A 17,072-nucleotide genomic window follows, 5' to 3' on the forward strand; every position below is an offset into this window, starting at 1 on the left:
CGCGGCGGGTCAACGCAGCGCGAGCACCGTCTTGGCCGGAGCGGTCCGATCCTCCAGGGCCTGATGGACCTCCGCGACTCGTTCCAGTGGGAGCACCGAGGGGGCGGGTTCGACCAGCACGCCCCGGTGGATGAGGTCGACCACGGCGGACAGCGCCGCCCCGACCTGCTGAGGGACGAGATGCGCGACCGCGCCCAGACTGAGGCCCTGCAGCAGCCGGGTGCCGTGCCAGGCGGCATCGCCGGACAGCGCCGGGTCATGGCCACTGGCGTTGCCGAGCACGATGTGGCGACCGAACGGAGCGAGCTTCGCGAACGCGATGGTGCGCTGATCGCCGCCGACCGGATCGATCACGACGTCGACGCCACGTCCACCGGTGAGCTCGTCGACGGCTGTGTCGAGCTCGGCGGCGAGAACGACGTCCGTCCAGGTGGCGGCCTCGGACACGTGTGCCGTCGGCCGCCCGATCACTCCGATGACCCGGTGCGCGGGGCGGATCGCCGCGAGGCGGCCGGTGATTCCGCCCAGGCCACCACTGGCCCCGAGGACCAGCACGTCGTCGTGAACGCCGAGCCGCGCGAGGTCGTGCAGGGCGATCCAGGCGGTGACCCCGTTGATCGCGGCGCCGGCGATGCGCGCCAGGTCGGCGCCCTCGGGCAGAACGGCCGCCATCGTGGAGTGGGCGGTCGCCACCTCGGCGTACCCGCCGGCGCGCATGCCACGGCCGAAGTCGTTGAGCAGCGCCGCCACCAGCTGCCTCGGCTCGAAGCCGGTGACGTCCGGGCCGACCTCACGCACCCGGCCGGTGACCTCGATGCCGGGGGTGAACGGGGTGGGCAGCGCCAGGGCGCCGGAGCGGAACAGGGTGTCGACGAAACCGACGCCCGCGTACTCGACATCGATGGTGAGCTCGCCGGGCCCCGGCGCGGGGATCGCCAGCTCGACCAGCTCCAACGAGTCCGTCGACCCGGGTGTCGTGACCACTACCGCGCGCATCGTGCCTCTCTCACCGATCGGGGGTGCCCTGGTGCGCCAACAGCGCGATCCGGGCGGCTATTCCGGAGAGCGGAGCGTCGGCGGCCGGTGAAGGGGCTACGTGGTGCAGGGGCGGTAGATGAGCAGGACGAGACCGTCGCCGACGCCCCTGGTCTCGACGAGACGCAGATCTGTCGCGGTGCTCACCCCGTCGAACAGGCCCTCGCCCGTCCCGAGCACGATGGGGAATACGACCAGCCGGAGTTCGTCGACGAGGTCGTGCTCTAGGAGCGTGCGCACGAGTCGGATGCTGGCGTAGACGACGATCGTCCCGGCCAGTTCGCGTCGGAGGCGCGAGACCTCGTCCACGACGTCGTTGCCGAGCACCCTGCCGTGTGGGGGTGTCGAGCTGCTCCAGGCGGGTTCCGTGCGGGTGCTGGACACGACGTACTTGGGCAGGCCGTTCAGCCTGTCGGCCCACTCGCCCTGTCTCGTGAGCCATCGCTCGGCGAACCACGAGTCGCTGTGCCGGCCCAGGAGCAGCGCGTCTGCCTCCACGGCCTCCTCGTACTCCAGTTCCGCCCACGCCTCCCGGTCGGGTGCGCTGATCTGGTCGAACCAGCCGCCGCCCGCGACACCCTCCTCGCCGGTCGGGTCCGCGGCCACGCCGTCGAGCGTGATGTTCTCGCTGATGATGATCCTGCCCATTCTCGATCTCCTCCGTCGGCGACACCGAGGCAGACACCGCGAGAATCATCGAAGGGGCGCCCGGCGCAGCCCCTTCGCCGCGTCGGCCGGTGTCCATACTCATGAGGCACGAGCGGAGGAAGGTGACGGGTGCGCGGCGAGGCGATGGCACGGGCGAGGGCCGGCGACGGCGAGGCGTTCCGCGAGCTGACCGAGCCGTTCCGCCGTGAGCTGCAGGTGCACTGCTACCGGATGCTCGGTTCGCTACAGGATGCCGAGGACGCGGTGCAGGACTCGTTGCTCTCGGCGTGGCAGGGTTTCGCGCGGTTCGAGGAGCGAGCCTCGCTGCGCACCTGGCTGTACCGGATCGCGACGAACCGGTGCCTGAACATGCGTCGGTCGGCTGCCCGACGCCGGGCCGCGGCGTGGGACGTGCCGGGTGTCGAACCGCCCGAACCCACGAGGTTGGGCGACATGCCCTGGTTGGAGCCGTGCCCCGACGTCCTCGTGGATGCCGCTGTGGCCGCGCCGCTCGGTCCCGAAGCGCGCTACGAGCAGCGTGAATCGATCTCGCTGGCCTTCGTGACCGCACTGCAACACCTGCCGCCGCGCCAGCTCGGCGTACTCGTACTGCGCGACGTTCTCGGGTTCCCCGCCGCGGAGGTCGCCGAGATGCTGGGCGTGAGCGTCGAGGCCGTCAAGGGTGCTCTCAAGCGCGCGCGTTCCGCTCTGCGGGACCGGCCGACAGCAGAGCCCGGGCCGGGAGCGGGGGCCGAGAATGTGATCGCGGCGGCGTTCGTCCGGGCATGGGAGTCCGCCGACGTCCCGGCACTCGTGGCGCTGCTGACCGACGACGTGTTCCTGTCGATGCCGCCGATGCCCTTCGAGTACCAGGGCCGGGACGTCGTGGCCTGCTTCTGCGCGGGCATCTTCGATGCCGGACGTCGGTTCGACCTCGCGCCGACCCGGGCCAACGGCCAACCCGCGTTCGGCGCCTATCTCCGCTCGCCGACCGGCGTCAGCGAGGGCGCCGGCCTCTACGTCCTCACCCTCGGGGCCGGTCGGATCCGTGCCATGAGCCGGTTCGAGAAGTCCGTGCTCCCATGGTTCGGGCTGCCCGGTCAGCTTCCGGGACGCAGCGAGGCGACCACGGGCGCGACGTAGAGCTCGATCAACCGGCGTCTGCCCTCGGGTGAGTCCACGGGCAGGACCGTCTCCGGGCTGATCACCAGCGAGATCACCGTGCGGACGAGCAGCTCGGCGAGCATCTCGACGTCTTGGTCCGGCAGGGCGATCCGACCGGCCGTGACCTCGTTACGGATGAGCCGGGCGATCCAGCTCCTGGCGGCGGCGATGATCGGGCCGCCCTTGGTCGTCAGGTGCGGCAGGATCAGTTCGGGCTCGGTGCGCAGCAGCCGGGACAACAGCCGGTGCCCACGCAGGAACTCCAGGCAGAACAGCACACCTTCGCCCAGCTTCGCCTCGCTCGTAGGCTGAGCGTCGATCACCGTGTCCAGCTTGGTCAGGAACCGTCGCATCTCCCGCATGAGCAGGGCGTCGAGCAGCGCGTCCTTCTTGGGGAAGTGCCGGTACAGCGTGACCCGGGAGATCCCGACACGGCGAGCCACCTCGTCGATCGTGAAGCGGCGCAGGCCGAAGTCCTCCGCCTGCTCGTAAGCGGCGGACAGAATCCGGTGCGCCGTGTGGTCCCCGGACGGTTCGACATCCAACGCCCGCCGCAGGAGGTCCGCGCCGCCGGCGCCGTCCTCGGTCTGGTTCGCACCGGTCAGCATGGCGGCAATGCTAGTCGGCGTGACAGGTTTACATCTTGACAGTGTTTGTTACATGCGTTTAAGTGACCTACATCATCGTCCCGGGAGGCCCACCATGACCGGCAAGTCCATCCCCGCACGCACGGTGCGCACGCGGCGGATCGCGTTCAGCTATCCGACCGGCTCGCTCGACCGGCACTACGTGCAGGGCGACCTCGTGATGAGCCACATCGTCGCGGTGCTGTCCGGGCTGTTCCCGGAAGGTGAGGACTTCTTCATCCGGTCGGTCCGCCGATATGCCGACCAGGTCACGGACCCGGAGCTGAAGAAGCAGGTCTCCGGCTTCATCGGCCAAGAGGTGACCCACGGCCGTGAGCACCGCGCCCTCAACGACCGGCTGCACGACATGGGCTATCCGACACGGATGGTCGACCGGTTCACGCACTACCTGATGATCAGGTCGGACCGGCTGTTCCGGCAGAAGTTCCAGCTCGCCGTGACCGCGGCGCTGGAGCACTACACCGCGACCATCGCGGAGTGCCTGCTGCGCAAGCCGGAGGCTCAGGCGTTGCTCGGGGAGAACGAGGTCCGCTCGGTCCTGCTGTGGCACGCGCTGGAGGAGTCCGAGCACAAGACGGTCGCATTCGACGTGTACCGGACGGTCGGCGGCAGCGAGCGCCTGCGGATCAACACGATGCGACTGACCAATGCGCTGTTCGTGCCGATCGTCGTCGTACTCACGGCGATCTCCCTCGCGGGTGACCGTGCCGCGTACAACCCGGTGCGGTTGCTGCGCAGCCTGGCCCGGCTGCGGCACTCGCCGTTCCTGACCCGCGACATGCTGGAGCACGTGCGGGCGTACAACCGGGTCGGCTTCCACCCGGACGACATCGATGCCACCGAGCTGCTGGAGCGGTGGAAGGTCGAGCTGTTCGGCGCGGAGGGAAGCCTGGTCGACCACCTGAAGTAGGCCGCACCGTAGCAAGCCTGCGTACCCGCATGGACCGCACCCGTGAGTGCCGCGGCCGCCTCTAGGCGGCTGCGGCACTCACGGGTCTTCACCAGCGCTGATCGTCTCCTGTGACCGCCCGGTCACCTCTCGGGGGTGAACGTCACCGGGAGCCGCTTCACGCCTCGCATGAAGTTCGTGCCCAGAAGGTCCGGTTCTCCGGCACTCAGGTCCGGGAGCCGGGTGAGCAGCTGCCGGAACAGCTCGCGCAGAGTGGTGCGCGCGAGCTGGTTGCCGAGGCAGTAGTGAATGCCCCCACCGCCGAAGCCGACGTGCGGATTGGGGTTGCGCGACAGATCGAGCCGGGCCGGCTCGTGGAACGCCGCGGTGTCGCGGTTCCCCGAGGAGTAGAACATCACCACCTTCTCGCCCGGCTGGATGGTCTGTCCGCCGAGCGTGGTCTCCCGGGTGGCGGTCCGCCGGAATGTCATGACCGGCGAGGCGAACCGGATGAACTCCTCGACCGCCGTGTGGATCCGGGCGTCGTAGTCGGTGAGCAACCAGTCCCGCTGGTCGGGGGCGTCGCCCAGCGCCTTGACCGTGAGCGATGCGGTGTGTGTGGTGGTGTCGGTGCCGGCCACCGCCATCAGGACGAAGAACGCGCCGATCTCGGCATCGGTGAGCTGTTGACCGTCGATCCGTGCGTGGACGAGCCCTGAGAACAGGTCGTCGGTCGGCGTCTTCCGGCGCCACGCGACGAGTTCCGAGGCGATGCCGTGCAACGTGGTACAGCCGGTCATCTGCAACTCGGCCGGGGAGCGACCGGCGAGCGACTCGGGATCGGCCCACGCCATGATCGCGGCCGCGCCCTCGCGGACGGAGCCACGCAGGGAGTAGGGCACCCCGAACATGTCGGCGAACACCCGCACCGGCAGCTGTGCCGCACACCGCTCGACGAAGTCGATCTCGCCGGTCTCCCGGGCGAACCCGTCCACGACCTCGCGCGCCGCCGTCCGGACATGATCGTCGAGAACGCTGATCCGTTTCGGCGTGAACGCGGCCGAGACCAGTCGGCGAAGCCGGTCGTGACGGGGCGGGTCCATGGCGAGGAAGGACTGCGACATCTCCAGCACCTCGGTGGGCAGCAGGTCGAACTGCACGCCATGGCCGGAGACGAAGGTCCGGTGGTCCCTGCTGACGGTCACGATGTCGGTGTGCCGGACCACCGCCCAGTAACCGGGGTCGTCGGGGTCCGGGGATACCGCGTCCTCGACCGGGCGCTGCCAGGAGACAGGCTCTCGCTCGCGCAGCCGCGCGAACGTCTCGTCCCGCTGCTCCGAGGTCAGTCGCCAGAACCGGGTCGAGGACACGTCCTGCGAGCAGTGAGCACGCAGGTTCGCCATCGAGGTCGTCACAGCCGTGTCGTTCGCCATCGGTGGTCTCTTTTCTCGACGTGGCCCGAGCGCTGATCGTCGTCGACCTCGGTCGAGCTCTGCATCCGCGTAAACCCGTAGAGCGCCCCTGATGTCGGCGGCCGGTCCACCGGACATGGCCTACTGTCCGGTCATGGCTGGGCGTCGGGGTCGCGGACGGACGGTGGGAAACCTGCCGGCCGAAGTGGCCGGGTTCGTCGGTCGTGCGCACGCGATCAGGCAGGGGCGCAAGCTCCTGGCGCAGGCGCGGCTGGTCACCCTGGTCGGTGTCGGCGGCGTGGGCAAGACACGGTTGGCGTTGCGACTGGCGCGTGAGGTCCGGCACGCCTACGCGGACGGGGTGTGGCTGGCGGAGCTGGCCGACCTGCCGCCGAGCGCGGGCGCGGCGCTGGTGGAACAGACCGTGGCCGGGGCCTTCGGGGTCACCGACTTCTCCGCGCAACGGCCCAGGGAGAGACTGGTCGAGCACCTGAGGGGTCGCCACTGCCTGCTGGTCGTCGACAACTGCGAGCACCTCGTCGAGGAGGCCGGGGTCCTGATCGCCCATCTGTTGCGGACGGTGCCCGACCTGCACGTACTGGCGACCAGCCGCGAGGTGCTCGGCTGCCCCGGTGAGCAGGTGAGCCATGTGCCGCCGCTGACCGTCCCGGACGACGACGATCCCTCAGGAGCAGGTGGCGGTGAGGCGGTCGAGCTACTGCGTCAGCGGGCCGCCGAGCTGGGCGCCCCGTTGACGGCAGAGGATCAGCACCGGGCGGGCGAGCTGTGTCGCCTGCTCGACGGCATCCCGCTGGCCATCGAACTCGCCGCCGGGCGGCTCACGGCGCTGTCCGTCGAGCAGGTCATCGCCCGTCTTGACGACCGTTTCGAGCTGCTCACCGGAGGGCCGAGACACGGGCCGACCACCCATCGGACCTTGCGCAAGGTCCTCGACTGGAGCTACGAGCTGTGTGACGAACGGGAGAGGCTGCTGTGGGAGCGCATCTCCGTGTTCGTGGGCGGGTTCACCCTCGAGGCGGCCGAAGCGGTGTGCGGCGGTCACGGGATCGACCACGCGGACGTGCTGGACAGCATCGCTGGGCTGGTGCGCCGTTCGCTGCTCGTCGTGGACAGTGCCGGCGCGCGCACCAGATACCGCCAGCTGGACACCGTGCGCCACTACGGAGTCCGGGCGCTCGTCCTGCGCGGTCAGCATCGGGCGTTCCAGCGCCGTCATCGTGACTTCTACGAACAGCGGGCAGCCGAGGCCGCCCGGTGCTGGTTCAGCGTCCGCGAAGTCGAGCTGCTCGACTGGGCCAGGTCCGAGCTGCCCAACCTGCGCGCCGCGATGGAGTACGGCCTCGCCGAGGACGACGAGACCGGTGACGACGGGACAGGCCGCGACGGCCCGGAGCGGAGCCTGCGGATCGCGCTGAGCCTCGCGGGCTTGCGCATCTGGTACTTCGCCGGCTGGCCGGGCGAGGGCCGCGCGTGGCTGGAGCGCACCGTCGAGCGGGCCCCGGCGGGCGGGCCCAGGGTCACCGCGATGGCGACCGCGGGATGGATCAGCCTGTGCCAGGGCGATTCCGACGAGGCGTCACGCCTTCTCACGCGGTGTCGGGACGCCACGGCGGGCGATACGGATGTGGAACCGGCCATCGAGTTCCTCGACGGTGCGTACGCGCTGCTCGTGGGCAACGATCCGGGATCGATAGCGACGTTTCGGTCGGTCCTGGACGCGCTGCGCGGCGCCGGCGCACCGGATGCCGACCTTGCGATGATCGAGCTGCTCCTGTCGATCGCGGGCGGGTTCGTCGGCGAGGCGGAGGACACGCTGGTCACCGCCCAGCGGTGTCTCGACCACGCGCTGCGTCGTGAGTCCGCCTGGCAGATCTCCTGGGCCAGATGGGCGATGGGACTGGCCCAGCTACGTCGCCGGGACCCGAAGCGTGCACTGAGCTTCCTGCGCGAGTCGCTGCGTGACCAACGTGAGATCGGGGACCACTGGGGCCCGGTGTGGGGAACGTACGCGGTGGCCTGGGCACTGGCCGCGCAGCTCACCCCGGGGACGACCACGGCGGACACGGACACCTCCATCGCCGAGGACGTCGCGCGAGTGCTCGGCGGAGGCAGCAGGCTGTGCGAACGAGCCGGAGTGCGCCTGGGCGGGCTCGGCCCGTTCCACACCAGCACCACGGACGCGATATCGACCGTGCAGCGGGTGCTGGGACAGGAGCGTTACCTGCGGGCATTCGAAGAGGGGCGGTTCGCACGAGCGACCGAACCGGAGGCCTACCACGCCGTCCTGGCTCTTGCCCTGGGCGAGCGGACCCCTCAGCCGGCCACCCCGGTCGGCAAGCCGGAGGATCTTCGCACCGAGCAGCTGACCACCAGGCAGCGCGAGATAGCCGCTCTGGTCGCGGCGGGACGCGGCAACACCGAGATCGCGCGGGCGTTGGTGATCTCGGAACGAACGGTCGAGACACACGTCAGGAACATCTTCCTGAAACGTGGCCTCCGAAGCCGCCAGGAACTCGCTGTCTGGTACGCCCAGAGGTACCCCGGGGCAAGCGGGGCAGAATGATCCGCGACCGCATTCGGCGGAACGGTCGACAACCTGTCCTGGTGGCCGGTCGTTGTCCGAAGTGAGTGGCTCGGGCGACACGCGGCCACCGGGAGGGTGGACGGCGATGACGAGCAAGGCCGGGGTGTCGGCGACGCAGGACGCGGTGGAGCCGAGCAGCGACGGTGGGCCGGCCGAGCTCGAGCTGCTCGGCACGCGGGAGCAGCTGCGGTGGTTCGGCATGCTCTGGGTCTTCGCCGCCGCCGCGCACTACAGCGACAGCCAGCCGCTCGGGGTGCTCGGCGTGCTGGCCTTCGGCCTTCCGGTACTGGCGTACCCGACTTCCGCGTTGGCGTTCGGGGTGTTCGTCGCCGGAGCGGGGGTGACCGGAGCGCTGAGCCTGCCCGATGCGGCGAACCACACGGTGGTGAGCCTGTTCGTCGCGCTCGGGTTCGGTGCGGCGGCGCTGCACGTCTGGGCGACCAGGCGCGCGAGGCAGGGTGACGAGGACTTCCTGGTCCGCTGGTTTCGTGCGGCCAGGACCCCGGTCGGGCTGGTCCTGCTGGTCGTCTACCTGTTCACCGTGTTCGATAAGATCAACACTGCGTTCTTCGACCCGGCCACGTCGTGCGCGGGCACGCTGCTGGGTGATCTGTTCACGAAGAACGGCCTCGGGTTCGCCATACCTCCGGTGATGGTGCAGGGCGCGGCCATCGGCACGGTGCTGGTCGAGGCGACGATCCTGGCGCTCTTGGCGGTACCGAGGTGCAGGCGCTGGGGCCTCCTGCTCGGGATCGGTTTCCACCTGGTGCTGGCCCCGGCGACGTTCTGGGACTTCTCGACCACGGTGTTCGCGCTCTACCTGCTGTTCGTCCCGACCCGGGTCTTCGCCGGGCTGGTCGGCCGGTCCGACCGAACGCGCCGGATCGCGCTCGTCGCGTTCGGGATTCACCTGTTGATGGCGATCGTGGCGGGCCTGACCGGTGCCCGGAGCGGTCCGCACGCCGCCGTCTGGCATGTCCTGATCGTCGTGGCCTGGTACGTCTCGGTCCTCCCGTTGCTGGTCCAGCTGCTGCGCGCGTGCTTCGCGGACAGGGGACCGGCCACCGGCTACCGGCCGCGGCCCGTCGTGCTACTGCTCGTGCCGTTGCTCGTGTTCGTGAACGGGCTGGCGCCGTACCTGGGACTCAAGACCGTCGCCAGCTTCTCGATGTTCAGCAATCTCCACACCGAGCAGGGAAGGACCAACCACCTGGTGCCGGGCCTGGCGAGCCTGCAGGTGATCCCGTACCTGCGTGACACGGTCACGCTCACGACAGTCGACCTGCACACGGACAGCGACGATGATGTGGTGGTCGAGCCGCAGTGGGCCACGGAGACACCGCCGACCACGATTCCCTGGCTGGAGCTGCGGCGTACCGTGGCCGACTGGCGTGACGGTGGGGTGTCGAACGTCCACCTGGAGTTCCAGCGGGGCGGGGTGCCTCACGTGGTGGACAACGCCCTGACCGACCCGGAGCTGGGCGCGCCCCTACCGTGGTGGCAGCATCGGCTGCTCGCGTTCCGGGCGCTCACCTCGGCGGACGGCCCCGACATCTGCCGCTGGTGAGCGGGTCACGCGGGGACGACGATGCTCCGCTGAATCGCGGTGGTGGCGAACTCGATGAGTTCCTCCGACCGCACTCCGCCCTGCGCGGCGCCACCGTGCAGCAGGTCGTCGGACAGGCCGATCAACGAGTCCCAGACCCAGAACGGCACGGCCGGGGCGTCGAGGAGAACCTGGTCGCTGGCCGCGGCGGCCTCGGCGAGCGTGCGGCCGAGCGCGTCGATCGTCTTGCGGTACACGGCAGCCGAGCTCATCAGTCCCTTGCTGCGCCGTCCTTCGGCGAGGACCTTCGCCTCCCACTGGGGCGCCGACCGACCCAGGCGCTCCCACATCTCGGTGATCTGCGGTAACACCGTGCTCAGCACACCCGCGACGCCGCGTCGTCGGTCGACGTTCTCCAGGGTCTCCCGGATGCTGTCCAGCCGTCGTGCCATGAGCGCCGCGAAGACGTCTTCCTTGCCGGTGAAGTACTGGTAGACGGTGCCTGAGCTGACGCCGGCGCCGGCGGCGATCGCGCGCATGGTCAGTGCGGAGTAACCGGATTCGGCGAGGAGGTCCTCCGCCGAGGCGAGGATGTCCCGATGCCGGCCCTCGGCATCGCCCCATGCGGTCTGTCGGGAGTTCGTGCCGCTGTTCACCATCGGATGCTACCGCGTGCCGAAAGTCGTTGAACAACGTTCAAAGTAGTATTGAACGTTGTTCAGAATGCGTGTTACCGTCCTGGCATGTCCACAGCGATGTACTGGTCGGACGCCGAGCTGGCCACGCGGCTGAGTGTCGCGCTCGCTGGGTGCGGACTGTGACGACGACGATGGCGAACCGGGCCGACCAGCTGGATCAGCTCGAGGCGGAGAGCATCGACATCTTCCGCGAGGCTGTGGCGGAGAGCGAACGTCCTGTCCTGATGTACTCGATCGGGAAGGACAGCTCGGTACTGCTCCACCTGGCGCGCAAGGCGTTCCACCCGAGTCCGTTGCCGTTCCCGCTGCTGCACGTGGACACCACCTGGAAGTTCCACGAGATGATCGCGTTCCGGGACGAGACGGCCGAGCGGCTCGGGCTGCGCCTGATCGTGCACCAGAACCCGGAGTGTGTGGAGCTGAGCATCAGCCCGCACGAGCACGGTTCCGCGATGCACACCGACATGTGGAAGACCCAAGGGTTGCGCCAGGCGCTCGACGAGCACCGCTTCGACGTCGCCTTCGGGGGAGCGCGACGAGACGAGGAGGCGTCCCGGGCCAAGGAACGGGTGTTCTCGTTCCGCACGGCGCAGCATCGCTGGGACCCCAAGAACCAGCGACCAGAGCTCTGGCGGCTCTACAACGCACGCACCCACCCGGGCGAGAACATCCGGGTGTTCCCGCTGTCCAACTGGACCGAGCTGGACGTCTGGCGCTACATCCAGCGTGAGTCGATCCCGATCGTGCCGTTGTACTTCGCGCGGCCGCGGCCGGTGGTGGAGCGGGACGGCGTGCTGATCATGGTCGACGACGACCGCCTGCCGCTCGCCGAGGGTGAGCAGGTGCGCGAGCGGACTGTCCGGTTCCGGACCCTCGGTTGTTATCCGCTCACCGGCGCGATGGAGAGCACCGCGACCACCGTGGACGAGATCGTCGAGGAGATGCGTGCCGTCACGACGTCGGAACGCCATGGCCGAGTGATCGACAGGGACCGGAGCGGCTCGATGGAGCGCAAGAAGCAGGAGGGGTACTTCTGATGCCCGCTCTTCTCCGGTTCATCACGTGCGGCAGCGTCGACGACGGCAAGAGCACGTTGATCGGCAGGCTCCTGTTCGAGTCGAAGCTGCTGCACGCCGACCAGCTCGACACCCTGGTGGCCGACTCGAAGCGGGTCGGCACCCGCGGTGCCGACCTCGACTTCGCCCTCCTGGTCGACGGGTTGTCCGCCGAGCGGGAGCAGGGCATCACGATCGACGTCGCCTACCGCTTCTTCGAGACCGACCGTCGCCGCTTCGTCGTCGCCGACACCCCCGGGCACGAGCAGTACACGCGCAACATGGTGACCGGGGCCTCCACGGCCGACGCGGCGGTGATCCTGGTCGATGCCCGCGCGGGTCTGCTCGCCCAGACTCGCAGGCACCTGCACCTGGTGGCACTGCTGGGGGTCCGGCAGGTCCTGCTCGCGGTCAACAAACTGGACCTGGTCGGTTACTCCTCGGAGGTCTTCACCGAGGTCGCGGAGGAGTTCCGCACGTTGGCGAAGGAGCTCGCCATCACCGGGGTCGAGTGCGTTCCGGTGTGCGCGGTAGACGGCGCGAACGTCGTGGCCAGATCCGAGCGCACGCCCTGGTACGACGGCCCGACCGTCCTTGAGTGGCTGGAGAACGCCGATTCCGAGGTGGTCGACTCCGATGGTCCCGCGCGCATGCTCGTGCAGTGGGTCAACCGGCCGTCCTCGGACTTCCGCGGCTACTCGGGCCGCGTCCTCCACGGTGTGTTGCGCGCCGGCGAGCGGGTCCAGGTGCTGCCCGGTGGCGCCGTCTCCACGGTCGACCGGATCGTGACCATGGACGGTGACCTGGCGTCGGCCTCGGCGGGCAGGTCGGTGACGGTGGTGCTCGCGGACGAGGTGGACGCGAGCCGAGGCGATGTGCTGGTGGCCGCGGAGCATCCGACCGAGGTGTCGGACGCGTTCCAGGCGCACCTCGTGTGGCTCGGCGCCGACGAGCTGCTGCCGGGGCGTCGTTACCTGGCCAAGGTCGGCGCCCGGACCGTGGGGTTCACCGCCGAAGCGCCCAAGCACCGGATCGAGATCGACTCGCTGCGCCGAGCGCCGGCGAGAACGCTCCGACTCAACGAGATCGGGGTCGCCAACGTCCACTTCGACACCGCGGTGGCGTTCGAGCCGTATCGGACCAACCGCGACCTCGGCTCTTTCATCGTCCTTGACCGGTTGACGAATGCCACCGTCGGCGCCGGGATGATCGACTTCGCCCTCCGCCGTTCGGCGAACGTGCGCTGGCAGCGGCTCGAGGTGGACAAGGCAGCCCGCGTGGAGCAGGCCGGTCACCGGCCGTGTGTCGTGTGGTTCACCGGCCTGTCCGGTGCCGGCAAGTCCACGGTCGCGGACCTGGTGGAGAGGGCGCTGCACGCGGACGGCAGGCGCACGTTCCTGCTCGACGGCGACAACGTGCGGCACGGTCTGAACTCGGACCTCGGCTTCACCGATGCGGACCGGGTGGAGAACATCCGGCGGATCGCCGAGGTGTCCGCGCTCATGGTGGATGCCGGCCTGATCGTGCTGGTCTCGTTCATCTCCCCGTTCCGCGCGGAGCGGGGGCTCGCGCGCGGCCTCGTCGAGGAGGCGGAGTTCTGCGAGGTGTACGTGGACACTCCGCTCGAGGTGGCCGAACAACGTGATCCGAAGGGGCTGTACGCGAAGGCGCGCCGGGGGGAGCTGCCCAACTTCACCGGCATCGACTCCCCGTACGAACCCCCGGAGAACCCCGATGTTCGGCTCGACACCACGGCGGTGGCCCCGGAAGACGCCGCGCGCATCGTCGTGGATCACCTGCGCGAGCGGGGAGTCCTTCAGTGACCCAGCGGAGTGGGCCACTGGTATTGAACGTTGTCCAGTTCGCGGTAGGGTCTCTGGCTAGAACCTGTTTCAATTCGGGGAGGCCGGCGTGACGCAACCTAGTGAGGCATGGTCGCGGTTCTGCCGGGCGCTGGAGCAGGCCGGACAGGTCGTGCTGGGCGACGGCACGCCCACGACGGCACTGGACCAGGCCGAAGGCATTCGCTACCTGAGCAGGCTGACCAGGGAGATGCTGTACTCCTGCGTCGACAACGCCGACCCCGACTTCCCCCGCTTCCACGAGCTCGACCTGGTGAAGATGGGGGCCGACAACCCCGACAACGTCTACCTGTCGGCGACCATCCGGGGCGACCGCGAGTACCGGATCACCGGAACGCGGGGCACCATCAGCTACTTCAGCATCGGTTCCAAGGCCAACCGGTACGCCAAGGACGGCACCATGGCCTCGACCGGCGAACTCACCGACGCCGAGCTGGTCGACGAGCCGGACGGCACCGTCGAGATCATCGCGAGCGCCCGGCGCCAGGGGCGCAACTGGCTGCCGCTCGCCCCTGACTCGACAGGGCTCGTGGTTCGCCAGTCCTACCTCGATCGAGACAGCGAGACGCCGGGGGACTGGCGGATCGAGCGGATCGGCCAGGCGATCGAACCGGCGCAGCTGACGCCCGAGGCGCTGGCCAAGGCGCTGCGGCGAGCGGCGCTGGGGGTGCACGGGACCGCCGCCACCTTCGCGCACTGGACGACGTTGTTCATGACCCGCCCGAACGAGCTGCCCGACTTCGGCCAGGAGATGTTCCAGCGCGCCGGCGGCGACCCGGAGATCTTCTACCTGCACGGCTACTGGGCGTTGGGTCCCGGCGAAGCCTGGGTGATCGAGACCGACGTGCCGGACTGTCCGTACTGGAACTTCCAGCTGGACAACTGGTGGATGGAGTCGATGGACCATCGGCGACGGATCACCGTCAACAAGCACACCGCGACGCTCGACGCCGACGGACGACTCACCCTGGTGGTCGCGGAGCGCGACGCGGGCGTCGGTAACTGGATCGACACCTGCGGGCACGAGACCGGGACCGCGTTGCTGCGCTGGCTCGGCGCGGACACCCACCCGCTGCCCACCTGCCGGGTGGTCCCGCTCGACTCGCTGATCGGAAAGGCACAGGGATGACCCCGGTATCCACCGGTCTGTCCGCCGACGTACTCGTGGACGCCGCTCAGGTGAAGAGCGGGCTGAGCGACTTCGGCGACGAGTGGTTCCGCGAACCGCTCGACGTGCTGGTCGGCAGCATCAACACCGAGGCCCGGCTGTCCCCGCTGGGCCTGGAACTGAGCAGACGGCGGCTCACCGCGCTGCTGGTCGACCGGCTGAGGTTGCGGGCCCTGCAGCGTGAGCACCCGGAGATCCTGGATACCGAGGTGCCGGTCGCCGCGGTGATCCTCGGGCTGCCGCGCACCGGGTCGACGCTCATGCACCGGCTGCTCGCCGCGTCGCCGAAGCTCACCGCGACACTGTCCTGGGAGGTCACCTACCCGATCCCGTTCCCCGGCGAGGGGCCCGACGCGGCCGAGCGCAAGCACCGTGCCCAGGAGCGGGAGAAGCTGTTCCTGCAGATGTCACCGGACTTCGGTGCCGTGCACACGGTGGAGTGGGACGGTCCGGAGGAAGAGGTCATCCTCGTCGACCGGTCGTTCACCTCGATGAGCTACGACTCGTTCTACTGGGTTCCGGGCTACGGCGACTGGCTGCGCGGTGCCGACCAGACGAAGGCCTACGCCGAGCTGCGCGAATGGCTGCAGGTACTCCGCTGGCAGGACCCGGCTCGCGCCGGACGACGCTGGGTGCTCAAGTCGCCGCACCACCTCACAGCCATCAACCCGGTACTCGACACCTTCCCCGACGCCAAGATCGTGATGACGCACCGGTCGCCGACCAGCGCGGTGCCGTCCTACGCGTCGATGGTGCGCACGATCTCGGGCCAGTACAGCGACGAGATCGACCCGGTGCGGATCGGCCGCTACTGGCACCGGCGGTTCGAAGCGAGCCTGCGCGAGTTCGCCTCGGTGCGGGCCACCCGGCCCGACCGGTTCGTCGATGTTCGCTTCGCCGACATCACGACCGATCCGGTCGCACAGGCTCGTCGGGTGCTCGACGAGGTCGGGCTGACCGGCGACGCGCAGGACGGGGCTGCCTTCGAGGCCTATCTGGAGCGCAACCGCACGGAATCACACGGCGCACACACGTACACGGCCGAGGACTTCGGTCTGTCGACGCGCGAGCTGGAGCGTGACTTCGCTTTCTACACGGAGGAGTACCTGTGATCCTGTCCGACGAGGTCGTGGTGATCACCGGCGTCGGTGCCGGGCTCGGGGTCCACCTGGCGACCCGCGCGGCCGCCGAGGGGGCCAAGGTCGTGATGGCCGCCCGCTCCACCGACGTCATGGACCAGGCGGTGAAGGAGATCGCCGCCGCCGGTGGTGACGCGGTCGCGGTGTCCTGCGACGTACGCAGACCGGAGGACGTGCAGCGGCTCGTGTCGACCGCCGTGGACCGCTTCGGACGCATCACCGGGCTGGTGAACTCCGCGTATGCGCACCCCGGTTTCCACGACCTGCTCGACACCCCGGACAAGCAGCTTCGCCGGACCATGGACGTCATCCTGTACGGCACGCTCGAGGTCAGCCGGGCCTGCGTGCCGCACATGAAGGCCGCCGGTCACGGGTCGATCGTGAACATCGGCACGATGACCACCCGCAAGCCCATGCGGGGTGAGGGCGGCTACGCGCTGGCCAAGGCGGCACTGACCTCGGCGACACACTTCCTCGCCTTGGAGCTGGGCGAGCACAACATCCGCGCGAACCAGGCGATCATGGGCTGGCTCGACGGCCCCGGCGTCCGCTACTACCTGAAGATGACGGCCGAGCAGCGGGGCATCACCGAGGACGAGGTATACCGGGAGATCGCGTCACGCAACCCGCTCGATCGCATTCCCACCTCCGCAGCCTGCGCCGGATCGGTGCTGTTCCTGCTGTCGAGCCTGTCCTCGGAGGTCACCGGCGCGACGCTGGACGTCAACGGCGGGGAGTACATGCCGTGAGGTACACGGTCGAGTCCGTCACGGTGGAGATCGGGGCGCCCTCGGAGTTCGTCTGGGACGTGCTGATCGACTACCGGCGCTATCCCGAATGGAACCCGTACACCGTGGAGGTCGCGACCACCCTGGTCGTCGGTGAGCCGATCGACCTGACCCTGCCGAACCCGGACGGCTCACCGGGGACGTTCGTCAACCGCGAGTACATCAGGGTGGTCGATCGTCCCCGGCTGCTGCGCTACGACACCGGAGAGGAGATGCCCGGCATGTTCGCGGTGCGCGATCAGTGGATCGAGCAGCTGGCGCCGGCACGGTGCAGCTACGTCACCACCGACACGTTCAGCGGTGAGCACGCAGCCTGGGTCATGGAGAAATCGGGCCCGTGGGTGAAGGCGGGGTTCGACTCGGTCGCCGAGGCGTTGCGCGTCCGGGCCGAGCAACTGTGGGCCGCGAGGTAGTAC

The 17,072-nt window shown here is 69.3% G+C and carries 15 protein-coding genes; 10 read left to right on the forward strand and 5 right to left on the reverse strand.

The window, feature by feature from the left end:
• Positions 1-9: 9 nt before the first annotated feature.
• Both G406_RS54610 and G406_RS0127310 read right to left on the reverse strand, forming a co-directional pair.
• Positions 10-996: a quinone oxidoreductase family protein gene (locus tag G406_RS54610; protein ID WP_084216409.1), complete on the reverse strand. Its 987-nt coding sequence runs from the start codon at positions 994-996 to the stop codon at positions 10-12.
• 96 nt (positions 997-1,092) lie between these two features.
• Positions 1,093-1,683 carry a dihydrofolate reductase family protein gene (locus G406_RS0127310; protein WP_028936219.1) on the reverse strand — a complete coding sequence of 197 codons (591 nt, stop codon included), beginning with the start codon at positions 1,681-1,683 and terminating at the stop codon, positions 1,093-1,095.
• A gap of 129 nt (positions 1,684-1,812) precedes the next feature.
• On the opposite strand from G406_RS0127310, the gene G406_RS0127315 reads away from it, so the two are divergent.
• On the forward strand, positions 1,813-2,826 hold the full coding sequence (locus G406_RS0127315; protein ID WP_245607230.1) for an RNA polymerase subunit sigma-70: 1,014 nt from the start codon (positions 1,813-1,815) through the stop codon (positions 2,824-2,826).
• Here G406_RS0127315 and G406_RS0127320 read toward each other — a convergent pair.
• Complete coding sequence (locus G406_RS0127320; RefSeq protein ID WP_051342748.1) at positions 2,784-3,455, reverse strand: TetR/AcrR family transcriptional regulator; 672 nt, start codon at positions 3,453-3,455, stop codon at positions 2,784-2,786. The genes G406_RS0127315 and G406_RS0127320 overlap by 43 nt on opposite strands.
• A gap of 94 nt (positions 3,456-3,549) precedes the next feature.
• Here G406_RS0127320 and G406_RS0127325 point away from each other — a divergent pair, with 94 nt between their 5' ends.
• Entirely contained in the window at positions 3,550-4,404 is an 855-nt protein-coding gene (locus G406_RS0127325) for a metal-dependent hydrolase (RefSeq protein ID WP_028936222.1), read from the forward strand.
• Positions 4,405-4,526: 122 nt separating this feature from the next.
• Here G406_RS0127325 and G406_RS0127330 read toward each other — a convergent pair whose 3' ends face one another.
• The gene (locus G406_RS0127330) at positions 4,527-5,816 is read right to left on the reverse strand and encodes a cytochrome P450 (protein WP_037078506.1); all 1,290 of its coding nucleotides are present in this window, start codon (positions 5,814-5,816) and stop codon (positions 4,527-4,529) included.
• Between the two features lie 133 nt (positions 5,817-5,949).
• Here G406_RS0127330 and G406_RS0127335 point away from each other — a divergent pair, with 133 nt between their 5' ends.
• Complete coding sequence (locus G406_RS0127335) at positions 5,950-8,379, forward strand: ATP-binding protein (protein WP_169736795.1); 2,430 nt, start codon at positions 5,950-5,952, stop codon at positions 8,377-8,379.
• Positions 8,380-8,485: 106 nt separating this feature from the next.
• Entirely contained in the window at positions 8,486-9,967 is a 1,482-nt protein-coding gene (locus tag G406_RS0127340; RefSeq protein WP_028936225.1) for a hypothetical protein, read from the forward strand.
• Between the two features lie 5 nt (positions 9,968-9,972).
• On the opposite strand, the gene G406_RS54615 is transcribed toward G406_RS0127340, so the two are convergent.
• Positions 9,973-10,602: a TetR/AcrR family transcriptional regulator gene (locus G406_RS54615; protein WP_169736796.1), complete on the reverse strand. Its 630-nt coding sequence runs from the start codon at positions 10,600-10,602 to the stop codon at positions 9,973-9,975.
• Between the two features lie 161 nt (positions 10,603-10,763).
• Between G406_RS54615 and cysD the strand changes: the two genes are divergently transcribed.
• From cysD to G406_RS0127375, 6 genes are all read left to right on the forward strand, one after another.
• Entirely contained in the window at positions 10,764-11,681 is a 918-nt protein-coding gene (cysD, locus tag G406_RS0127350; protein ID WP_028936226.1) for a sulfate adenylyltransferase subunit CysD, read from the forward strand.
• Positions 11,681-13,522, forward strand: a complete 1,842-nt coding sequence (gene cysC, locus G406_RS50300; protein WP_051342750.1) for an adenylyl-sulfate kinase — start codon at positions 11,681-11,683, stop codon at positions 13,520-13,522. The genes cysD and cysC overlap by 1 nt, the downstream gene beginning before the upstream one ends.
• An 88-nt stretch (positions 13,523-13,610) precedes the next feature.
• Positions 13,611-14,690, forward strand: a complete 1,080-nt coding sequence (locus G406_RS0127360) for a DUF1214 domain-containing protein (protein ID WP_028936227.1) — start codon at positions 13,611-13,613, stop codon at positions 14,688-14,690.
• Positions 14,687-15,841 carry a sulfotransferase family protein gene (locus G406_RS0127365; protein WP_037078509.1) on the forward strand — a complete coding sequence of 385 codons (1,155 nt, stop codon included), beginning with the start codon at positions 14,687-14,689 and terminating at the stop codon, positions 15,839-15,841. The genes G406_RS0127360 and G406_RS0127365 overlap by 4 nt, the downstream gene beginning before the upstream one ends.
• Positions 15,838-16,617 (forward strand): SDR family oxidoreductase, encoded by a 780-nt coding sequence (locus tag G406_RS0127370; RefSeq protein ID WP_028936229.1) that lies wholly within the window; start codon positions 15,838-15,840, stop codon positions 16,615-16,617. Before G406_RS0127365 ends, G406_RS0127370 begins: the two co-directional genes overlap by 4 nt.
• Entirely contained in the window at positions 16,614-17,069 is a 456-nt protein-coding gene (locus G406_RS0127375; RefSeq protein ID WP_028936230.1) for an SRPBCC domain-containing protein, read from the forward strand. Before G406_RS0127370 ends, G406_RS0127375 begins: the two co-directional genes overlap by 4 nt.
• Positions 17,070-17,072: the final 3 nt, after the last annotated feature.

The sequence above is a fragment of the Actinospineispora spinosispora DSM 44797 genome (assembly GCF_000429025.1).
Lineage (GTDB): Bacteria > Actinomycetota > Actinomycetes > Mycobacteriales > Pseudonocardiaceae > Pseudonocardia > Pseudonocardia spinosispora.

Coding starts and splice junctions, on each gene's coding strand:
- G406_RS54610 (WP_084216409.1), bottom strand. CDS start 996: ATGCGCGCGGTAGTGGTCACGACACCCGGGTCGACGGACTCGTTGGAG.
- G406_RS0127310 (WP_028936219.1), bottom strand. CDS start 1,683: ATGGGCAGGATCATCATCAGCGAGAACATCACGCTCGACGGCGTGGCC.
- G406_RS0127320 (WP_051342748.1), bottom strand. CDS start 3,455: ATGCTGACCGGTGCGAACCAGACCGAGGACGGCGCCGGCGGCGCGGAC.
- G406_RS0127325 (WP_028936222.1), top strand. CDS start 3,550: ATGACCGGCAAGTCCATCCCCGCACGCACGGTGCGCACGCGGCGGATC.
- G406_RS0127330 (WP_037078506.1), bottom strand. CDS start 5,816: ATGGCGAACGACACGGCTGTGACGACCTCGATGGCGAACCTGCGTGCT.
- G406_RS0127335 (WP_169736795.1), top strand. CDS start 5,950: ATGGCTGGGCGTCGGGGTCGCGGACGGACGGTGGGAAACCTGCCGGCC.
- G406_RS0127340 (WP_028936225.1), top strand. CDS start 8,486: ATGACGAGCAAGGCCGGGGTGTCGGCGACGCAGGACGCGGTGGAGCCG.
- cysC (WP_051342750.1), top strand. CDS start 11,681: ATGCCCGCTCTTCTCCGGTTCATCACGTGCGGCAGCGTCGACGACGGC.
- G406_RS0127365 (WP_037078509.1), top strand. CDS start 14,687: ATGACCCCGGTATCCACCGGTCTGTCCGCCGACGTACTCGTGGACGCC.